Below are 16,792 nucleotides of genomic sequence, written 5' to 3'. Positions count from 1 at the left end.
CCTGCATACAGGAAATAATCGTGCACGCCAGAGAAGGAAGCACCATGCCGGCCGCCGAACTCGATGCCCTGGACCGCCGCCTCCTGCAGGTGCTGCAGGAGGATGGCCGCGCCTCCAATGTCGAGCTGTCCCAGCGGGTGCATCTGTCGCCGCCGCAGTGCCTGCGGCGGGTGCGGGCACTGGAGGAGCGCGGCGTGATCCGCGGCTATGCCGCCCAGGTGGCCGGGGAGGCGCTCGGCTACCCGGTGATGGCCTACGTCAACCTCAACATCGACCGCGAGCACTTCGGGCGGGTGCGGGAGCTGGAGAAGCTGCTGGTCACCTTCCCCGAGATCATCGAGTGCCACTGCGTCTCGGGCGACCACGACTACCTGCTCAAGGTGGTGGCGCGCGACCTGAAGTCGCTCTCGCTGTTCCTGACCGACCGCCTCATGCAGGTGCCAGGGGTGGACGACGTGCGCTCGATGATTTGCATGGAAGAGATCAAACCACCGTCTCCGCTGCCGGTGGATTGACGGCGGCCGCCGTCGCGCCGGCCAGCTGCCCGGCCAGCGCGTCCACCCGGGCTTCGGCGGCCAGGAGGGACTGCTGCAGCCGGTGGTCGCCGAACTCGTCGTATTCCACCGCCGTGCCATGCACCTCGGTGATGCCGATGTAGGCGAAGGCGGTGCGCACGCTGGGCTCCACATGGTTCATCGAAGCCAGACGCTGCCCGGGGCCGTAGCCGTGGTCGCCGCGCGAACCGAGCAGCACCAGCCGCTTGCCGGCGCCGGCCAGCAAGGGCCAGTAGGGGTCGCCCGTGCGCTGCCGGTCGAAGCCGAAGGTGCGGCCGACCCGCACGATGTTGTCGATGTAGGCCTTGAAGCCGGCCGGCGGGCCGAAGTTGTACATCGGCAGGCCGACAACGATCAGGTCGGCGCGCAGCAACTCGTCCACCAGCTGGTCGCTCAGTGCCAGTGCCTGGTGCATCCAGGGCTGGCGGCGCTCAGCCGGGGTGAAGGCGGCATGGATCCAGTCGCCGGTGACCGGCGGCGGCGGCTCGGCGCCCAGGTCGCGATAGATCACCTCGTCCTGCGGCCGCAGGGCGCGCCAGCGGTCGACGAAACGCGCGCTCAGCCGCCGGGTGTGTGAACCATGGGGGCGCTGGTCGGAACGGCCCGGGCGGGCGCTGGCATCCAGGTGCAGCACAGTGCTCATCTTGCTTCTCCTTCGGGGCGGGCCGGCTTGAGGCCATCTCATGCATCGGCTGCCGCATACCGCGACTTTGCTTGGGAGCCGCAGCACTGACAAACGATGAGTTTTCAGGCGGTAGATGAACTCAATTCAGCTATGCTGAACCGATGCCGCGCCAACTGCCCCCGCTCGCCTCGCTACGGGCCTTCGAGGCGGCGGCCCGCCACCTGAGCTTCAAGGCCGCAGCCGAGGAGCTCAACGTGACGGCCACCGCCATCAGCCACCAGGTGCGCCAGCTCGAGTCGCAGCTGGGCCTGCGCCTGTTCGAGCGGCAGACCCGCCAGGTGGCGCTGACCTGGCCCGGCCAGCGCCTCTACCCGGTGCTGCGCGACGGGCTCGATGCCTTTGCCGCTGCCATCGAGGCGCTGGGCCGGCCGGTGCGGCCGGTCGTCACCGTCTCGGCCACCACCGCCTTCACCGCCCGCTGGCTGGTGCCCCGGGTGCCGGACTGGCAGGCGAAATATCCCGGCATCGACCTGCGGCTGCATGCCTCCAACCTGCCGGTGGACCTGCACGGCGGCGTGGCCGACCTCGCCATCCGCTATGGCCGCGGACCCTACCCGGGCTTGCGGGCCACCCCCCTGCTGGGCGAGCGCTTCGTGCCGCTGGCGAGCCCCCGGCTCCAGTTGCGCGAGCCGGCCGACCTGGCGCGCTGCCGCCTCATCCAGATGGACTGGACACGCCGCGATCCGGCCTTGCCCGGCTGGCGGGACTGGCTCCAGGCCGCCGCAGTGCCCGGCGTCGACGCCGAGGCCGGCCCTCGCTTCAGCGACGAGGCCCATGCCGCACAGGCCGCCGTCGCGGGCGCCGGCGTCGCGCTGCTGAGCGAGGTGCTGGTGCAGCATGAGCTGGCCCAGGGCCTGCTGTGCATCCCCTTCGGCCCCGCCTTGCCGGGCCTCGCCTACCATCTGATGGAGCCGGCGCGGCACAGCGCCTCCCCGGCGCTCGAGGCGGCGCGGCGCTGGTTGCTCGAAACCGCGGCTGCATGCGCTGCGGAGGCCTGAGCAGGCATCATCGTGGCGTTCCTCCACTCACTCCGCGTCGTCGAATGAAGCAGATCCGCATCCCCGCCGTCTACATGCGCGGCGGCACCAGCAAGGGCGTGTTCTTCCATGCCGACGACCTGCCCGCCGAGCCGACGCGGCGCGACGCGCTGCTGTTGCGCGTGGTGGGCAGCCCGGACCCCTACGGGCAGCAGATCGACGGCCTGGGTGGCGGCAGCTCGAGCACCAGCAAGGTGGTGATCCTCTCGCCGTCGCGCCGGCCCGACTGCGATGTTGACTACCTGTTCGGCGCGGTCGCCATCGACCGCCCGGTGATCGACTGGTCGGGCAACTGCGGCAACCTCAGCGCCGCGGTGGGCCCCTATGCGCTGGCCCGCGGGCTGCTGCCCATGCCGGCCGGCGAGGGCCTGGCCACCGTCCGGATCTGGCAGGTCAACACCGGCAAGCGCCTGCTGGCCCATGTGCCGGTGGCCGGCGGCGAGGTGGTCGAAGGCGGCGATTTCGAGCTCGACGGCGTGACCTTCCCGGCGGCCGAGATCCGGCTCGAGTTCCTGGATCTGGGGCGCGACGACGGGCCGGCCGCCGCGGTGGGCCTCTTCCCCACCGGCCGCCCGTTGGACCGCATCGACGTGCCGGGGCTTGGCCAGGTGCAGGTGACCTTGATCGATGCCGGCAACCCGGCCGTGTTCGTCGAGGCAGCGGCACTTGGCCTGCAGGGCACCGAGCGGCAGGCCGAGGTCAACGGCGACGCGCAGCTGCTGGAGCGCTGCGAGCGGCTGCGCTGCCACGGCGCGGTCGCCATGGGCCTGGCCCCCGATACGGCGGCCGCGGCGCTGCGGCCCGCCACCCCGAAGCTGGCCTGGGTGGCGCCTGCCCGTGACTACCGCAGCGCCGCCGGCCGGCTGGTGGCGGCCGGCGAGATCGACCTGAACGTGCGCATCCTCTCGATGGGCCGGCTGCACCATGCCATGACGGGCACCGGTGCGGTGGCCATCGCGGCAGCGGCGGCCGTGCCGGGCACCTTGCTGGCTGGTCTGCTCGGCGCACCGCGCACGGCACTGCGCTTCGGCCACCCGTCGGGCACGCTGGCCGTGGGCGCCGAGGCGCGTCTGGTGGCCGGCCACTGGTCGGTGCAGCGCGTGCAGCTCAGCCGCAGCGCCCGCCGGCTGATGGAAGGCCATGTGCTGGTGCCCGCCGGGCTGGCCTGAGCAGGCAGGCGGGCACGGCGCACGCCATACTGGGCGCCGTCGTCACAGGAACGGCACCCGCTACGAACAGCAGCGCCGCCGCGCGGCGCGGAAAGGATGTGAGATGAAGCAGACCTTCCAGGTCGAAGGCATGAGCTGCGGTCACTGCGTGCAGGCCGTCACGCGGGCCGTGCAGGCACTGGACGCCCGGGCCCATGTGCAGGTCGACCTGTCGCAGGGCCGCGTGGAAGTGGACAGCGAGCAGGCGCGCGAGGCGCTGGCCCGCGCGATTGCGGACGAAGGCTACAAGGTGCTGGCATGACGCGCGCCGCTCACCGCAGCCTGCGCTGGGGCGTGCTGGGCGCCGGCCGCATTGCCGAGGGCGCGCTGATCCCGGCGCTGCACTCGCTGGGCAGCCCGGTCGTGGCGGTCGGCTGCCGCGACGCGACGCGCGGCGCCGCCTATGCGCAGCGCAACGGCATCGCCACCGCGCTGGGCTACGAGGCGCTGCTGGCGCGCGAGGACATCGACGCCGTCTACATTGCCCTGCACAACAGCGCCCACCTGCCGTGGACGCTGGCCGCGCTGCGGGCCGGCAAGCATGTGCTGTGCGAAAAGCCACTGGCGCTGAGCGCCGCCGAGGTGCGCGACATGCAAGCGGCGCAGGCAGCGGCCGGGCGCCAGGTGATGGAAGCCTTCATGTACCGCTTCCATCCGCAGGTGAGCCGCGCGGCAGAGATCGTGCGCAGCGGCGAACTGGGCGAACTGCGCCTGCTGCGCGGCGCCTTCGGCTTCGACCTGTCGGGCCTGCCGCAGGACAGCCGCTGGGACCCGGCCCTGGGCGGCGGTGCGCTCTACGACGTGGGCTGCTACCCGCTCAACCTGATGCGCCTGCTCAGCGGCCATGAACCGGAGCTGGTCAGCGCCGACGCCGACTTCAGCGCCAGCGGCGTGGACCAGCTCGCGCATGTGCAGCTGCGCCTGGGTAGCGCCATCGGCCACCTGGACTGCGGCTTCGCGCTGCCGCTGCTGGACCATCATTTCGAGCTGTTCGGCAGCCGCGGCCACCTGCGCCTGCCGCAGCCCTTCATCGCGAAGAACGTGGCGGCCGAGCTGCAGGTGAGCCTGCAAGGCGTGGAGCGCATCGAGCGCTTCGAGCCGGTGGACCACTACGCCCTGATGGTGGCCCACTTCGAGCGCGCCGCGCTCGGTGAGGAAGCGCTGCGCTGGGGCCTGGACGACGCGCTGGCGCAGGCACAGGCGCTCGACGCCATCCTGCAGCGCATCAGGCCGGCCTGAACGGCCGCGGCCCGCCGGCCTGCGGCGGGCCGCTGGCGGCCGCTCAGAACAGCCACCACACCGCGCCGAGGCTGACGGCCGGCACGAACAGCAGCACCAGCACGCGCAGCACGTCGCTGGCGATGAAGGGCAGCACACCGCGGTAGGTCTCGCTCATCGGCACGTCCTTGCAGACGCCGTTGACGACATAGACGTTCAGTCCCACCGGCGGCGCCACCAGGCCGATCTGCACCACCATCAGCACCAGGATGCCGAACCAGATCGCCTTGTCCTGCAACTCCAGGCCCCACAGCGGCAGACCCATCACCGCAGGGAACAGCACCGGGATGGTCAGCAGCACCATCGACAGCTCGTCCATCACGCAGCCAAGCACCACGTAGAACAGCAGCACCAGGCCGACGATCAGCAGCGGCGGCACCGCGAGGCCGGCCACCCACTGCGCCAGCTCGGCCGGCATCTGCGTGAGCGCCAGCGAGGCGTTCATCATGTCGGCGCCGAGGAAGATCATGAACACCATGGCCGAGGTCTCGGCGGTGCCCAGGAAGGCGCGCTGGATGCCCTGCCAGCCCAGCTCGCGCTTGGCCAAGCCCGCCACGAAGGTGCCGATGGCACCGATGGCCGCGCCCTCGGTCGGCGTGAACCAGCCCTGGTAGATGCCGCCGAACACGACCACGAACACGGTGGCAATCGGCCACACACCGAGCAGTGCACGCCAGCGCTGCCGCCATGGCAGCGGCTCGCTGGCCGGCGCCAGCGCCGGGCGCAGGCGGCAATAGACCGCGATCACCGCGATGTAGCCCAAGGCCGCGATCAGCCCCGGCACGAAGGCGGCGGCGAAGAGCTTGGCGATGTTCTGCTCGGTGAGGATGGCGTACACCACCAGCGGCACCGACGGCGGAATCAGGATGCCCAGCGAGCCGCCGGTGGCCAGCACCCCGGTGGACAGCCGCCCGGCATAGCCATGCGCCTTCATCTCCGGGTAGGCCACCTGCGCAATGGTGGCCGAGGTGGCCACCGAGGAGCCGCACACCGCGCCGAAGGCGGTGGCCGCCAGGATGGCCGCCATGCCGAGGCCGCCACGAATGTGGCCGATGAAGGCCGCCGCGGCGCGGAACAGCTCGCGTGACAGCCCGCCCTGGGTGGCGAACTGGCCCATCAGCAGGAACAGCGGGATCACCGACAGGTCGTACACCGTCAGGCGGGCCACGGCCGACCCCTTCAGCATATTGAGCAAGGCCAGGTCGCTGGTCATCGCCCAGTAGCCCAGCGCGCCGGGAATGAACATGGCCGCGGCGATCGGCACGCGCAGCGCCATCATCAGCAGCATGGCGGCGAACATCGCCAGCCCCACGGTGGTGCCGTTCATCGGGCGGCCTCCCCGCAGCCTGCGCGGTGCCGGCCGGTCATGCCGCCAGCTCCTGCAGCGGGCGGCCCGCCAGACGGCAGCCTGCCTGGTACAGCGCCACCAGCAGCGTGAGCGCGAAGCCGGGCGCCAGCACCACGTAGACCATCCACATCGGCAGGCCAAGGATCATCGAAGTCTCCCCACCCGCCTGCACCGACACGGCACCGGCCGCGGTGCGCCAGGCCAGCAGGGCCATCATGGCCGACAGCATCAGCGCACCCAGGCCGTCCAGCCGCCGTTGGGTGCCAGCGGTCACCCGGGCGGTGAAGAAGTCCACGATGATGTTGCCGCCGCGCAGCTGGCACCAGGGCAGGCACAGCGAGATGCACAGCGCCACGCCGAACTGGCTCAGCTCCACATCACCCGGGATGGGCGCCGTCCACAGGGCGCGCCCGGCAATGCTGGCGGTGGTCAGGCAGGCGACGGCGCAGGCTGCCAGCCCGCCCAGCAGGGCGAACAGCAGCGCCGTCTTGCGCAGGAAGACGTACATGCAGGCTCCAGGCAGCGGCCGCCATCGGCGGCGGCCAGATCGTCAAGCCGGCCCGGGCGCGATGCCGGGCGGCAGTGGCGGAGGGCGGGCGGGCGGCGGGCCGACTCGGCCGCGGCCCGCCGCCGGGCTCACTTCTTGTACTTGACCAGCAGGTCCCGGGCGTCCTGCAGCATCTGCTTGCCGGGCAGGCCGGCCTTGTCCATCGCGGCGGTCCACTCGTCGTAGAGCGGGGCGGACGCCTTGATCCACTGGTCGACCTCGGCGGCCGGGATGGTGTAGAAGGTGTTGCCGCGGTCCACGGCCGGCTTGCGGCCCACCGCCTGGCTCTCATCCCAGGTCTTGCCGGCGGCGGCCGAGAAGGCGGCGCCGCTGTTGCGGTCGATGATGGCCTTCAGGTCGGCCGGCAGGCTGTCGTAGCGGGCCTGGTTCATCGCCAGCGTGAACACCGCGCTGTAGAGGGCGGGCCGGCTGGCCTCGGTCTCGGCATGGAACTTCACCATCTCCTGCAGCTTGACCGAGGGAATCACCTCCCAGGGCAGCAGGAAGCCGTCGATCACGCCCTTGTTGACCGCCTCGGCCACCGCCGGCAGCGGCATGGCCACCGGCGCCGCGCCGAGCGAGGCCAGCAGCTTGTTGGTCATGCGGGTCGGGGCGCGCAGCTTCAGGCCCTTCAGGTCGGCCATCGTGCGCACCTGCTTCTTGCTGGTGTGCAGGTAGCCTTCGTCATGCACGCTGAACATCAGCGGCTTCAACCCGGCAAACTCCTTCTGGCCGTACTTGACGTAGAAGTCCCAGGCCGCCTTGGCGCCGGCTTCGGCCGAGTTGGTCATGAAGGGCAGCTCGAACACCTCCATCACCGGGAAGCGGCCGGCGGTGTAGCCGGGCAGCGTGAAGGCGATGTCGACCACGCCGTCGCGGGCCTGGTCGATCAGCTGGGCCGGCGTGCCGCCCAGCTGCATGGCCGGGAAGATCTGGCACTTGAGGCGCTTGTTGGACTCCGCGGCGATCTTGTCGCACCACGGCTGCAGCACCTTGACGGGCGGCATGGCCTGCGGGTTCCAGAAGTGATGCACCTTGAGCGTCACTTCCTGGGCCGAAGCACCCGCGCCAGCGGCCAGTGCACCGACAGCGACGGCGCACAGCTTGAACAACTTCTTCATCACGACATCTCTCCGTGTCGGTGCTCGCGGCCGCGAAGCACCGTTTGTTCTCAGCATGACGATGCCGAGGCCCTCCCGGGGGCTCCGCTGCGGTGGGCGGAGCCCTTGCGCCTCAACGCTTGCCGGCGGGCAGTACCGTGCCGGCACAATCCCCGAAGCCGATGCGGCGGAAGCCATCGCGCTGGCAGTGAGCACGCAAGATCACAGTATCCCCGTCAGCCAGGAAAGTGCGTGTCTCGCCGTTCGCCAATCGCACCGGCTTTTGGCCGCCGTGGGTCAGTTCCAGCAGCGAGCCGCCCTGCCCTTCCTCGGGTCCCGATTGCGTGCCGGAGCCTAGCAGATCACCGGGCTGCAAGTTGCATCCATTGACACTGTGGTGCGCCACCATCTGCGCCAGGCTCCAGTAAGCATCGCGGAAGTTGGATTGCATCAGCCGCTCGGCCGGCTGCCCGGCGGCAGCCATCGCGGGCGTGCGCAGCCAGACCTCCAACGCCATGTCGACCGCGCCCTGGCGCCGGTTGGCCGGGCTGTCGAGGTAGGGCAGCGGCTGGGGGTCGCCCTCGGCGCGCGTCCACGGCGCGCGGAAGGGGGCCAGGGCCTCCATCGTCACGATCCAGGGCGAGATGGTGCTGGCGAAGTTCTTGGCCAGGAAGGGCCCGAGCGGCTGGTACTCCCAGGCCTGCAGGTCGCGCGCCGACCAGTCGTTGAGCAGCACCAGGCCGAACAGGTGGTCCTCGGCCTGCTCCATGCCCACCGGCGTGCCGAGCGGGTTGCCGGTGCCGATGAAGGCGCCGACCTCGAGCTCGTAGTCCAGCCGCTTCGACGGCCCGAACTCCGGCGTGTCGCCGGCGCCCTTGGTCTGGCCCTGCGGCCGCACGAACACCTGGCCGCTGACGCCCAGCGACGAGGAGCGGCCGTGGTAGCCGATGGGCACCCACTTGTAGTTCGGCAGCAGCGGGTTGTCGGGCCGGAACAGCTTGCCCACCGCGGTGGCGTGGTGGATGCCGGTATAGAAGTCGGTGTAGTCACCGACCCGGCAGGGCAAGGCATGTTCGACATCGGCCTGGCGCAGCAGGCAGGGCTGCAGGGCCGCCTGCTGCGGGCTGCCGCTGCGCAGCGCGGCCGACAGCGCATGACGCAACGCCAGCCGTGCCGCACGGCCCTGCGCCATGAAGCGGTTCAGCTCGCCGCTTTCGCAGCCCTGGAGCGCCTCGGCCGCCTCGCCCTTCAGGACCCCGGCGTCGCGGGCGGCCAGCAGGTCCACCACCTGGTCGCCGATGGCCACGCCGGGACGGAAGGTGTCCTGGCTGCCCGCACGGCGGAACACGCCGATGGGCAGGTTCTGGATCGGGAAGTCGGTCTGCGCCTCATTGGCGCTGTCGACCCAGCTGCGCAGGCTGGCGTCGTGGGTTTCGTCGATGCCGTACATGGTCAGTCCTCCTTGAACTGGTTCTTCAGGCCTTGCCAGCAGTCGGCATAGGCAGTGTCGAGGGCGCCGCCGTTCATCGCGAACTCGGTCGGCAGGAAGCGGAAGCGGCTTTCGAACATGAAGGCCAGCGTGTTGTCGAGCTTGTGGGGCTTGAGTTCGGCGGTGCTGGCCTTCTCGAAGGCCTCGGTGTCCGGGCCGTGGGGCACCATGCAGTTGTGCAGCGAGGCGCCGCCGGGCTTGAAGCCTTCGGGCTTGGCATCGTACTGGCCATAGACCAGGCCCATGAACTCGCTCATCAGGTTGCGGTGGTACCACGGCGGACGGAAGGTGTCCTCGGCCACCATCCAGCGCGGCGGGAAGATCACGAAGTCGCAATTGGCGGTGCCCGGGGTGTCCGACGGCGAGGTCAGCACCGTGAAGATGGACGGGTCGGGATGGTCGTGGCTGATCGAGCCGATCGTCATGAAGTGCGCGGTGTTGTACTTGCAGGGCGCCAGGTTGCCGTGCCACGCGACCACGTTGAACGGGGTGTGGGCCATCGGCGCGCGCCACAGCGCGCCGGCGAACTTCTTCACCACCTCGTACTCGCCGGCCTCGGGCTCGTAGGCGGCCACGGGCGCCTGGAAGTCGCGCGCGTTGGCCAGGCCGTTGGAGCCGATCGGGCCCAGCTCGGGCAGCCGGAACATGGCACCGTAGTTCTCGCAGACATAGCCACGCGACGGGCCGTCCGGCAGCGCCACCTTGAAGGCAATGCCGCGCGGCAGCAGCGCGATCTCGCCGGGTGCCACGTCCAGCACGCCGAGCTCGGTGGTGATGCGCAGGCGGCCCTGTTGCGGCACCAGCAGCATCTCGCCGTCGGCGTTGACGAAGGCGCGCCGCTCCATCGAGCGGTTGGCCAGGTAGACATGGGCGCCCATGCCGGTCTGGGCCTCGACATCGCCATTGACGGCCAGCGTGCGCATGCCGTCGATGAAGTCGGCCTCGTCCTGCGGCAGCGGGAACGGGTGCCAGCGCAGCGGCTCGGGCGAGGTGCGCAGCCCCTCGGCGGCACCGGTCTTCCAGAACGGCTGGGCGTAGGCGGCATAGCGGCCCGACACCACCGACGGCTGGCGCCGGTACAGCCAGCTGCGCCGGTTCTCGGCCCGCGGCGCAGTGAAGGCGGTGCCCGAGACCAGCTCCGGGTAGAGGTCGAACGGGGCGCGCTGCGGGCTGTTGCGGCCTTGCGGCAGCGCACCGGCCACGGCCTCGGTGGCGAATTCGTTGCCGAAGCCGCTCTGGTAGGTCAGGGTGGGTGATGAGGTCATCGTTGGGCTCCTTCAGGATGCGTCGCGCCGGCAGCGGTCGTTGCTGCTGCAGCGGCGGCGGTGAGGACATTGGCGCGCGCCAGGGCCAGGGCCTGCAGCAGCACCTGGCTTGCGCCGACATGGTTGGCCAGCAGCAGCACCAGCTTGGCATTGAGCTCGTGGCTCTGCGCGGTGCTCAGGCCTTGGTGAGCCTCGATCAGCGCTTCGTAGAATTCGTCCGGCGCGTCGAGGTGGGGGGTGGTGATGAGTGTCATCGTCAGTTCTTCCGGGCTAGGCGCGGCACAAGGCCCGCTGCAGCGCGGCACGCAGTGCAGCCGGCTCGGGCCGGCGCCAGCGGGCGCAGACATGCCGGTCGGGCCGCAGCAGATAGAGGGTGCCCGGCCGGCCGTCGTAGCGCTCTTGCAGCAGGCCCTCGGCATCCAGCAGCACGCGGGCGCCGGCCAGCGCCGGCCGGCGGGTGGCACCGGCCGGCAGCACCACCACCCACTGCAGTGAGGCCAGGCCGTGGGCGGCCGCCTGCCATGCCTCGAGCGCCGCGGCGTCCATCCCGCCGGGGCCGAACAGCAAGGCGGTGAAGCCGGTCGCCGGCAGCTGGCGCAGCAGCCAGCCGGGGACCGCCTGGCTGCCGTCTGCCGGGCACGCCCGCACCGGTGCATCGGTGGCCGGTGCGCCAGGCGGCAGGCCGCCGTCGAAGCGGTCGGCGTCCGGCGTGTTCAGCGGGGACGCCGGCAACCAGGTGGGCGTCGACAGCCGGCCGCTGTTCACCAGCGTGCGGGCGAAGGCGTGCTCCTTGGCCAGCTCGAGCACCGATTGCCGGAACAGCCGGCTGACTTCGCTCTTGGGGCTGATGAAGTCGGTGGCCCGGCTGGAATGGCGGATGTTCTCGTCGGCCGCCTGCTCGCGCTCGTCGGCGTAGCTGTCGAGCAGCGCGGGCGGCGCCTCGCCCCGCAGCACACAGGCGAGCTTCCAGGCCAGGTTGTCGGCATCCTGCACGCCGGAGTTCGCGCCGCGTGCGCCGAAGGGCGAGACCCGGTGCGCCGCGTCGCCGGCGAACAGCACCCGGCCCTCCCGGAAGCGCTCCATGCGCTGGCAGGCAAAGGTGTAGACGCTGACCCATTCGAGCTCGAAGGGCTGCTCGCCGAGCAGCGCCCGCAGCCGCGGCAGCAGGTGCTCGGGACGCTGGGCCTCCTGCGGATCGGCATCCCAGCCGAGCTGGAAGTCGACCCGCCAGACACCGTCCGGCTGGCTGTGCAGCAGCACGCTCTGGCCGGGATGGAACGGCGGGTCGAACCAGAACCACCGCTCCGCCGGGAAGCCGCCCTGCGGCAGGCGGACGTCGGCAATCAGGAAGCGGTCGCGGAACACCCGCCCGGCGCGTTCGCGCCCCAGCTGCTGCCGGACCACCGAGCGGGCGCCGTCACAGGCCACCAGGTAGTCGGTCTGCAGCCGGTAGCGCCCTCCGCCAGCCTCCACCTCCAGCGACACGCCGTCGTCGCCCGCCTCCACCGCCACCACCTGGTGACCCCAGCGCAGATGGAGCCGCTCCTGCAGCTGTTGCGCGCGCTCGACCAGGTAGCCCTCGCAGTAGTACTGCTGCAGGTTCACGAAGGCCGGCCGCTGGTGGCCCGCCTGCGGCTGCAGGTCGAAGCGGTAGACCTGCTCGTCGCGGAAGAAGACCTTGCCGACCTGCCAGGACACGCCCTTCTGCACGAAGCGCTCGCCACAGCCCAGGCGGTCGAACACCTCCAGCGTGCGCTGGGCGAAGCAGATGGCCCGCGAGCCCGAGGCCAGCCGGTCGTCGCGGTCGAGCAGCAGCACCGGCACGCCCTGCTGCGCCAGGTCGATGGCCAGGCTCAGGCCGACCGGGCCAGCGCCGACCACCACCACCGGGTGGCGCACCGCGCCCTCCCCGCCAGCGGGCAGCGGCGCGTGCACAAAGCGCAGCGAGGGGTAGTCCACGTCATCGGTGGCGGTGGAGGCCATCGGCATGCGGGCTCGCTTCAGCCTTCCAGGGCCTGCCACATCTGCTGGTCGCGCTCGGCCGTCCAGATGCGCGGGTCGGCATGCCCGCTGACCTCGTCATAGCAGCGCGTCACGTCGAAGGGCAGGCAGTGGTCGAAGATCACCCAGTGACCGTAGCGGCCCTTCAGCGCCTCATAGGTGTCGCGGTAGACCGCCTTCAGAGGCTGGCCCGCGCGCACGCCGGCACTCACGCTCGCATGCAGATCGGCGATGAAGGCGCGGGTACCGGCCAGGCCCTGCTGCACCTGCTGCGGCGTGGTCAGTGCCGCGCCGCGGCCTGGCACCAGCTGCTCGGGTTGCAGTGCGGCCAGCCGGTCCAGCGTGTGCGGCCAGTCGCCGAAGTAGGCGTCGCCGGCATAGGGCGTGGCGTCGAACTCGACCAGGTCGCCAGCGAACAGGATCTTCTGCTGCGGCAGCCAGGCCACCGTGTCGCCCTTGGTGTGGCCGCGGCCCAGCTGCAGCAGCTGCACTTCGAGCGAGCCCAGCCACAGGGTGAGCTTGCCGGTGAAGGTCAGGGTCGGCCAGGTCAGGCCGTCCGGCACCGACTCCACCGCGCGGAACAGGCGCGGGAAGCGCCCGATCTCGCTGGCCTTGTCCTGCTCGCCACGCTCCACGATCAGCTCGCGCGTGTCCTCGCTGGCGATGATGTGCTCGGCGCCATAGGCCGAGGCACCGAGCACCCGCACCGCGTGGTAATGAGACAGCAGCACGTAGCGGATCGGCTTGTCGGTGACGGCGCGGATGCGGCGGATGACGTCCTGCGCCATCGCCGGCGTCGCCTGGGTGTCGATCACCATCACCGCGTCGTCGCCGATGATCACGCCGGTGTTGGGGTCGCCTTCAGCGGTATAGGCATAGGCGTTGTCCGAAAGGCGGGTGAAGCTGACCTGCTTGTCCTGGAGATCGGCTTGCGAAGCGAAGTGCTTGCTGCCCGGGCTGCTGCTCATCGGCGACTCCTGTGCTACATCCCTGCCTTGTGGCAGATTAAACTTAGACAAAACGATTTGCCATTACCAAAGCGATGCTTGATGTTAGTAAATCCGTTTGCTAATGTCTAACGCATTTGCGACCGCCAAACCGCATTCGCGGGTAAACCCTGGCGGCCGGCGGTGGCGGGCCCAGAGGACTCCTGTGGAAGAAGACGACAACAAGGCCGAGCGCGACCGGCGCGGCATCCAGAGCGTGGAAGTGGGCGGCCAGTTGCTGCTGGCCCTGGCCCACCAGGGGCGGCCGCTGGCCCTGAAGGACCTGGCGCGCGAAGCCGGCATGGCGCCGGCCAAGGCGCATCCCTACCTGGTGAGCTTCGGCAAGCTCGGGCTGATCGAGCAGGACGAGGCGACCGGCCGCTATGGCCTCGGCCCGCTCGCCCTGCAGCTCGGCCTGATCAGCCTGCAGCAGGCCGACCCGGTGCGCGTCGCCACCCCCTTGATTGCCGAGCTGGCCCTGCGCATCGGCCACACGGTGGCCATCGCCGTGTGGGGCACACGCGGGCCCACCATCGTGCGGTTGGAGGAATCGCCGGCACCGGTGCATGTGAACATGCGGCACGGCACCGTGGTGTCGGTGACGGACACCGCCTCGGGCCGGCTGTTCGCCGCCTACCTGCCGCCCGAGACCGTGAAGGCGGTGCTGGAGGACGAGCGGCGACGCGAGCAGCTGGAGCGCGAACGCCCCCCGGTCCCCGGCATGCCCCGGCCCGAACCGCTGCCCACCTGGGAGGCCTTCGAACAGCAGCTGCCCGAGGTGCGCGCGCACGGCATGAGCCGCAGCGAGGGCGCAGTGATCCAGGGCATCAGCGCAATGTCGGCGCCGGTGTTCGATCACACCGGCACGATGGTGCTCGCCGTCACTGCCATCGGCCCCACGGGGCTGTTCGACACCCGCTGGGAAGGCCCGATCTCGCAGGCCCTGCAGCAGTGCGCACGCGCCATCGGCCGCCGCCTGGGCGAGCGCCTGCCCTGAGGAACGGCTAGCCGCGCCCGCCGATCATGGCGCTGATCTCGTCGGCCGCGGCCCGCAGTTTCGGAAGGAAGCGCTCCAGCATGACCACCGGCGGCGTGCGGTGGTGCTGGCCACTGACGTTGATGGCCGCCACCACCTCCCCGTGACGGCCGCGGATCGGCGCGGCCAGCGACACCAGGCCTTCCTCCAGCTCCTCGGCCACCAGGGCCCAGCCTTGCTGGCGCACCTGGTCCACCAGCTCGACCAGGCGCGGCACCTCGATCACCGTCTTCGGCGTGCGCTGCAGCAGCGGCCCTGACACCAGCCGCGCCGGCACGCTGGCCGGCGGCAAGCCGGCCAGCAGCACCCGGCCCATCGAGGTGCAATAGGCCGGCAGGCGGCTGCCCACCCCCAGGCTGACGGCCATGATCTTGTGGGTCGGCACCCGCAGCACATAGACGATGTCGCTGCCGTCCAGCACAGCCGCCGAGCACGACTCCTTCACCTCCTGCACCAGCCCCTCCATCACCGGCTCGGCCAGATTCCACAGCGGCAGCGAGCTGAGGTAGGCAAAGCCGAGGTCGAGGATCTTGGGCGTCAGGCGAAACAGCCGGCCTTCGGCCTCCACATACCCGAGGTGCTGCAGCGTGTGCAGGATGCGGCGGGCACCGGCCCGCGTCAGGCCGGCTCGCTCGGCCACCTCGGTGATGGTTTGCGCCGGCGCGTCGGCACTGAAGGTGCGCACCACCGACAGGCCCCGCGCAAAGGACTGAACGTAGCTGTCACCGGGCTCCTGCCGTGCCGAAGCGGCGGCGGTCGCCTCAGGGCAGGGCTCGCTTGAGAGGTCATTCATGGCAAACTACACTTTGTTCTTATATTGAACTGATGTTCAGTATGCGAACTTCTTAGATCGAAATCAAGAACCTGTTCTCCATCCGTCCATGATCGACAAGATTGCGCCCTCGCTCGAAGCAGCGCTTGCCGGCATCGCCGACGGATCGACGGTGATGATCGGTGGTTTCGGCAGCGCCGGCCAGCCGTCAGAATTGATCGATGCCCTGCTCGCCCAGGGCGCGCGCGAGCTGACCGTGGTGAGCAACAACGCCGGCAACGGCGACGTCGGCCTGGCCGCCTTGCTGAAGGCGGGTCGCGTGCGCAAGATCATCTGTTCCTTCCCGCGCCAGGTCGACTCCCACGTCTTCGACAGCCTGTATCGCGCCGGCCGGCTCGAACTCGAGCTGGTGCCACAAGGCAACCTGGCCGAGCGCATCCGCGCGGCGGGCGCCGGCATCGGCGCCTTCTTCACGCCGACCGGCTATGGCACCGAGCTGGCCCGGGGCAAGGAAACCCGCGAGATCGGCGGCCGCATGCACGTGCTCGAACAGGCCCTGCCCGGCGACGTGGCGCTGGTCAAGGCCGAGCGCGGCGACCGCTGGGGCAATCTCACCTATCGCAAGACCGCGCGCAATTTCGGGCCGGTGATGGCCGCCGCGGCCCGGCTCACCATCGCCTCGGTGCACGAGGTGGTGCCGCTGGGCGGGCTGGACCCGGAGGCGGTCGTCACGCCCGGCATCTATGTTCAGCGCCTGGTGCAGGTGCCACGCGCGCCGACGCTCGGGCAGCAGGCGGCTTGAGGCGCCAGGAACCCAGACCCATGACACTCCCCAGATGGAACCGCGACCAGATGGCCGCCCGCGTCGCCCGCGACATCGAAGACGGCATGGTGGTCAACCTCGGCATCGGCCTGCCGACGCTGGTGGCCAATCATCTGCCGGCCGACCGCGAGGTGGTGCTGCACAGCGAGAACGGCGTGCTCGGCATGGGCCCCGCACCGCCGCGCGGCGAGGAAGACCCGGACCTGATCAATGCCGGCAAGCAGGCCGTGACGCTGCGCCCCGGTGGCTGCTACTTCCACCATGCCGACAGCTTCGCGATGATGCGCGGCGGCCACCTCGACATCTGCGTGCTCGGCGCCTTCCAGGTGGCCGTCAACGGCGACCTCGCCAACTGGCACACCGGCGCGGCTGACGCCATCCCCGCGGTCGGCGGCGCGATGGACCTCGCCATCGGTGCCAAGCGCACCTTCGTGATGATGGAGCACCTGACCAAGGCCGGCGAGAGCAAGCTGGTGCCATGCTGCAGCTACCCGCTCACCGGCATGGGCTGCGTCAGCCGGATCTACACCGACCTGGCCGTCATCGAGCTTGAGGGCGGCCAGGCCCGGGTGCTCGACATGGTCGAGGGACTCGACTTCCCCACCCTGCAGCAGAACACCGCGGTCGCGCTGACCGATGCCCGCTGAGCCGCTGCAGCTTGCT

18 protein-coding genes are annotated in these 16,792 nt (G+C 70.6%); 8 read left to right on the top strand and 10 right to left on the bottom strand.

The window, feature by feature from the left end; genetic code table 11:
* Positions 1-44: 44 nt before the first annotated feature.
* On the top strand, positions 45-515 hold the full coding sequence (locus N7L95_RS19555; RefSeq protein WP_301256925.1) for an Lrp/AsnC family transcriptional regulator: 471 nt from the start codon (positions 45-47) through the stop codon (positions 513-515).
* Here the strand turns inward: N7L95_RS19555 and N7L95_RS19550 are convergent.
* A complete protein-coding gene (locus N7L95_RS19550; protein ID WP_301256924.1) occupies positions 484-1,197 on the bottom strand; it encodes an FMN-dependent NADH-azoreductase in 714 nt (237 codons plus the stop codon). The two genes, N7L95_RS19555 and N7L95_RS19550, sit on opposite strands and share 32 nt — an antisense overlap.
* A 143-nt stretch (positions 1,198-1,340) precedes the next feature.
* On the opposite strand from N7L95_RS19550, the gene N7L95_RS19545 reads away from it, so the two are divergent.
* From N7L95_RS19545 to N7L95_RS19530, 4 genes are all read left to right on the top strand, one after another.
* Entirely contained in the window at positions 1,341-2,237 is an 897-nt protein-coding gene (locus N7L95_RS19545; RefSeq protein WP_301256923.1) for a LysR substrate-binding domain-containing protein, read from the top strand.
* A 44-nt stretch (positions 2,238-2,281) separates the two neighbouring features.
* Positions 2,282-3,445: a 2-methylaconitate cis-trans isomerase PrpF gene (gene prpF / locus N7L95_RS19540; RefSeq protein ID WP_301256922.1), complete on the top strand. Its 1,164-nt coding sequence runs from the start codon at positions 2,282-2,284 to the stop codon at positions 3,443-3,445.
* Positions 3,446-3,548: 103 nt separating this feature from the next.
* Positions 3,549-3,746 carry a heavy-metal-associated domain-containing protein gene (locus N7L95_RS19535; RefSeq protein ID WP_301256921.1) on the top strand — a complete coding sequence of 66 codons (198 nt, stop codon included), beginning with the start codon at positions 3,549-3,551 and terminating at the stop codon, positions 3,744-3,746.
* Positions 3,743-4,723 (top strand): Gfo/Idh/MocA family protein, encoded by a 981-nt coding sequence (locus N7L95_RS19530; RefSeq protein WP_301256920.1) that lies wholly within the window; start codon positions 3,743-3,745, stop codon positions 4,721-4,723. Before N7L95_RS19535 ends, N7L95_RS19530 begins: the two co-directional genes overlap by 4 nt.
* 43 nt (positions 4,724-4,766) lie before the next feature.
* Here the strand turns inward: N7L95_RS19530 and N7L95_RS19525 are convergent, their stop codons facing one another.
* From N7L95_RS19525 to N7L95_RS19490, 8 genes are all read right to left on the bottom strand, one after another.
* A complete protein-coding gene (locus tag N7L95_RS19525) occupies positions 4,767-6,089 on the bottom strand; it encodes a TRAP transporter large permease (protein ID WP_301256919.1) in 1,323 nt (440 codons plus the stop codon).
* Between the two features lie 37 nt (positions 6,090-6,126).
* On the bottom strand, positions 6,127-6,618 hold the full coding sequence (locus N7L95_RS19520) for a TRAP transporter small permease (protein ID WP_301256918.1): 492 nt from the start codon (positions 6,616-6,618) through the stop codon (positions 6,127-6,129).
* Between the two features lie 128 nt (positions 6,619-6,746).
* On the bottom strand, positions 6,747-7,778 hold the full coding sequence (locus N7L95_RS19515; RefSeq protein WP_301256917.1) for a TRAP transporter substrate-binding protein: 1,032 nt from the start codon (positions 7,776-7,778) through the stop codon (positions 6,747-6,749).
* A 112-nt stretch (positions 7,779-7,890) separates the two neighbouring features.
* Positions 7,891-9,207, bottom strand: a complete 1,317-nt coding sequence (gene fahA, locus N7L95_RS19510; RefSeq protein ID WP_301256916.1) for a fumarylacetoacetase — start codon at positions 9,205-9,207, stop codon at positions 7,891-7,893.
* 2 nt (positions 9,208-9,209) lie between these two features.
* Positions 9,210-10,511 (bottom strand): homogentisate 1,2-dioxygenase, encoded by a 1,302-nt coding sequence (gene hmgA, locus N7L95_RS19505; RefSeq protein WP_301256915.1) that lies wholly within the window; start codon positions 10,509-10,511, stop codon positions 9,210-9,212.
* Positions 10,508-10,765: a DUF2783 domain-containing protein gene (locus tag N7L95_RS19500; protein ID WP_301256914.1), complete on the bottom strand. Its 258-nt coding sequence runs from the start codon at positions 10,763-10,765 to the stop codon at positions 10,508-10,510. Before N7L95_RS19500 ends, hmgA begins: the two co-directional genes overlap by 4 nt.
* A 16-nt stretch (positions 10,766-10,781) precedes the next feature.
* Positions 10,782-12,500, bottom strand: coding sequence for an FAD-dependent oxidoreductase (locus tag N7L95_RS19495; protein WP_301256913.1), 1,719 nt, complete (start codon positions 12,498-12,500; stop codon positions 10,782-10,784).
* 11 nt (positions 12,501-12,511) lie between these two features.
* Positions 12,512-13,480, bottom strand: a complete 969-nt coding sequence (locus N7L95_RS19490) for an MBL fold metallo-hydrolase (protein WP_301256912.1) — start codon at positions 13,478-13,480, stop codon at positions 12,512-12,514.
* A gap of 184 nt (positions 13,481-13,664) precedes the next feature.
* Between N7L95_RS19490 and N7L95_RS19485 the strand changes: the two genes are divergently transcribed.
* Positions 13,665-14,495 carry an IclR family transcriptional regulator gene (locus N7L95_RS19485; RefSeq protein ID WP_301256911.1) on the top strand — a complete coding sequence of 277 codons (831 nt, stop codon included), beginning with the start codon at positions 13,665-13,667 and terminating at the stop codon, positions 14,493-14,495.
* Between the two features lie 7 nt (positions 14,496-14,502).
* Here the strand turns inward: N7L95_RS19485 and N7L95_RS19480 are convergent, their stop codons facing one another.
* On the bottom strand, positions 14,503-15,327 hold the full coding sequence (locus tag N7L95_RS19480; protein ID WP_301256910.1) for an IclR family transcriptional regulator domain-containing protein: 825 nt from the start codon (positions 15,325-15,327) through the stop codon (positions 14,503-14,505).
* 88 nt (positions 15,328-15,415) lie between these two features.
* On the opposite strand from N7L95_RS19480, the gene N7L95_RS19475 reads away from it, so the two are divergent.
* Both N7L95_RS19475 and N7L95_RS19470 read left to right on the top strand, forming a co-directional pair.
* Entirely contained in the window at positions 15,416-16,108 is a 693-nt protein-coding gene (locus N7L95_RS19475) for a 3-oxoacid CoA-transferase subunit A (RefSeq protein WP_301256909.1), read from the top strand.
* 20 nt (positions 16,109-16,128) lie between these two features.
* The gene (locus N7L95_RS19470) at positions 16,129-16,776 is read left to right on the top strand and encodes a 3-oxoacid CoA-transferase subunit B (RefSeq protein WP_301256908.1); all 648 of its coding nucleotides are present in this window, start codon (positions 16,129-16,131) and stop codon (positions 16,774-16,776) included.
* Positions 16,777-16,792 lie beyond the last annotated feature (16 nt).

This window comes from Eleftheria terrae (assembly GCF_030419005.1).
GTDB lineage: Bacteria > Pseudomonadota > Gammaproteobacteria > Burkholderiales > Burkholderiaceae_C > Caldimonas > Caldimonas terrae.
The sequence above is the reverse complement of the archived record's forward strand: the minus strand, read 5'-3'. Positions and strand labels throughout refer to the sequence as shown.

What these genes read in the sequence shown, in the direction of transcription:
- N7L95_RS19470 (WP_301256908.1), top strand. Translation starts at nt 16,129, where the DNA reads ATGACACTCCCCAGATGGAACCGCGACCAGATGGCCGCCCGCGTCGCC.
- N7L95_RS19555 (WP_301256925.1), top strand. Translation starts at nt 45, where the DNA reads ATGCCGGCCGCCGAACTCGATGCCCTGGACCGCCGCCTCCTGCAGGTG.
- fahA (WP_301256916.1), bottom strand. Translation starts at nt 9,207, where the DNA reads ATGTACGGCATCGACGAAACCCACGACGCCAGCCTGCGCAGCTGGGTC.
- prpF (WP_301256922.1), top strand. Translation starts at nt 2,282, where the DNA reads ATGAAGCAGATCCGCATCCCCGCCGTCTACATGCGCGGCGGCACCAGC.
- N7L95_RS19500 (WP_301256914.1), bottom strand. Translation starts at nt 10,765, where the DNA reads ATGACACTCATCACCACCCCCCACCTCGACGCGCCGGACGAATTCTAC.
- N7L95_RS19535 (WP_301256921.1), top strand. Translation starts at nt 3,549, where the DNA reads ATGAAGCAGACCTTCCAGGTCGAAGGCATGAGCTGCGGTCACTGCGTG.
- N7L95_RS19550 (WP_301256924.1), bottom strand. Translation starts at nt 1,197, where the DNA reads ATGAGCACTGTGCTGCACCTGGATGCCAGCGCCCGCCCGGGCCGTTCC.
- N7L95_RS19530 (WP_301256920.1), top strand. Translation starts at nt 3,743, where the DNA reads ATGACGCGCGCCGCTCACCGCAGCCTGCGCTGGGGCGTGCTGGGCGCC.
- N7L95_RS19475 (WP_301256909.1), top strand. Translation starts at nt 15,416, where the DNA reads ATGATCGACAAGATTGCGCCCTCGCTCGAAGCAGCGCTTGCCGGCATC.
- N7L95_RS19525 (WP_301256919.1), bottom strand. Translation starts at nt 6,089, where the DNA reads ATGAACGGCACCACCGTGGGGCTGGCGATGTTCGCCGCCATGCTGCTG.
- hmgA (WP_301256915.1), bottom strand. Translation starts at nt 10,511, where the DNA reads ATGACCTCATCACCCACCCTGACCTACCAGAGCGGCTTCGGCAACGAA.
- N7L95_RS19545 (WP_301256923.1), top strand. Translation starts at nt 1,341, where the DNA reads ATGCCGCGCCAACTGCCCCCGCTCGCCTCGCTACGGGCCTTCGAGGCG.
- N7L95_RS19495 (WP_301256913.1), bottom strand. Translation starts at nt 12,500, where the DNA reads ATGCCGATGGCCTCCACCGCCACCGATGACGTGGACTACCCCTCGCTG.
- N7L95_RS19490 (WP_301256912.1), bottom strand. Translation starts at nt 13,480, where the DNA reads ATGAGCAGCAGCCCGGGCAGCAAGCACTTCGCTTCGCAAGCCGATCTC.
- N7L95_RS19515 (WP_301256917.1), bottom strand. Translation starts at nt 7,778, where the DNA reads ATGAAGAAGTTGTTCAAGCTGTGCGCCGTCGCTGTCGGTGCACTGGCC.
- N7L95_RS19480 (WP_301256910.1), bottom strand. Translation starts at nt 15,327, where the DNA reads ATGAATGACCTCTCAAGCGAGCCCTGCCCTGAGGCGACCGCCGCCGCT.
- N7L95_RS19520 (WP_301256918.1), bottom strand. Translation starts at nt 6,618, where the DNA reads ATGTACGTCTTCCTGCGCAAGACGGCGCTGCTGTTCGCCCTGCTGGGC.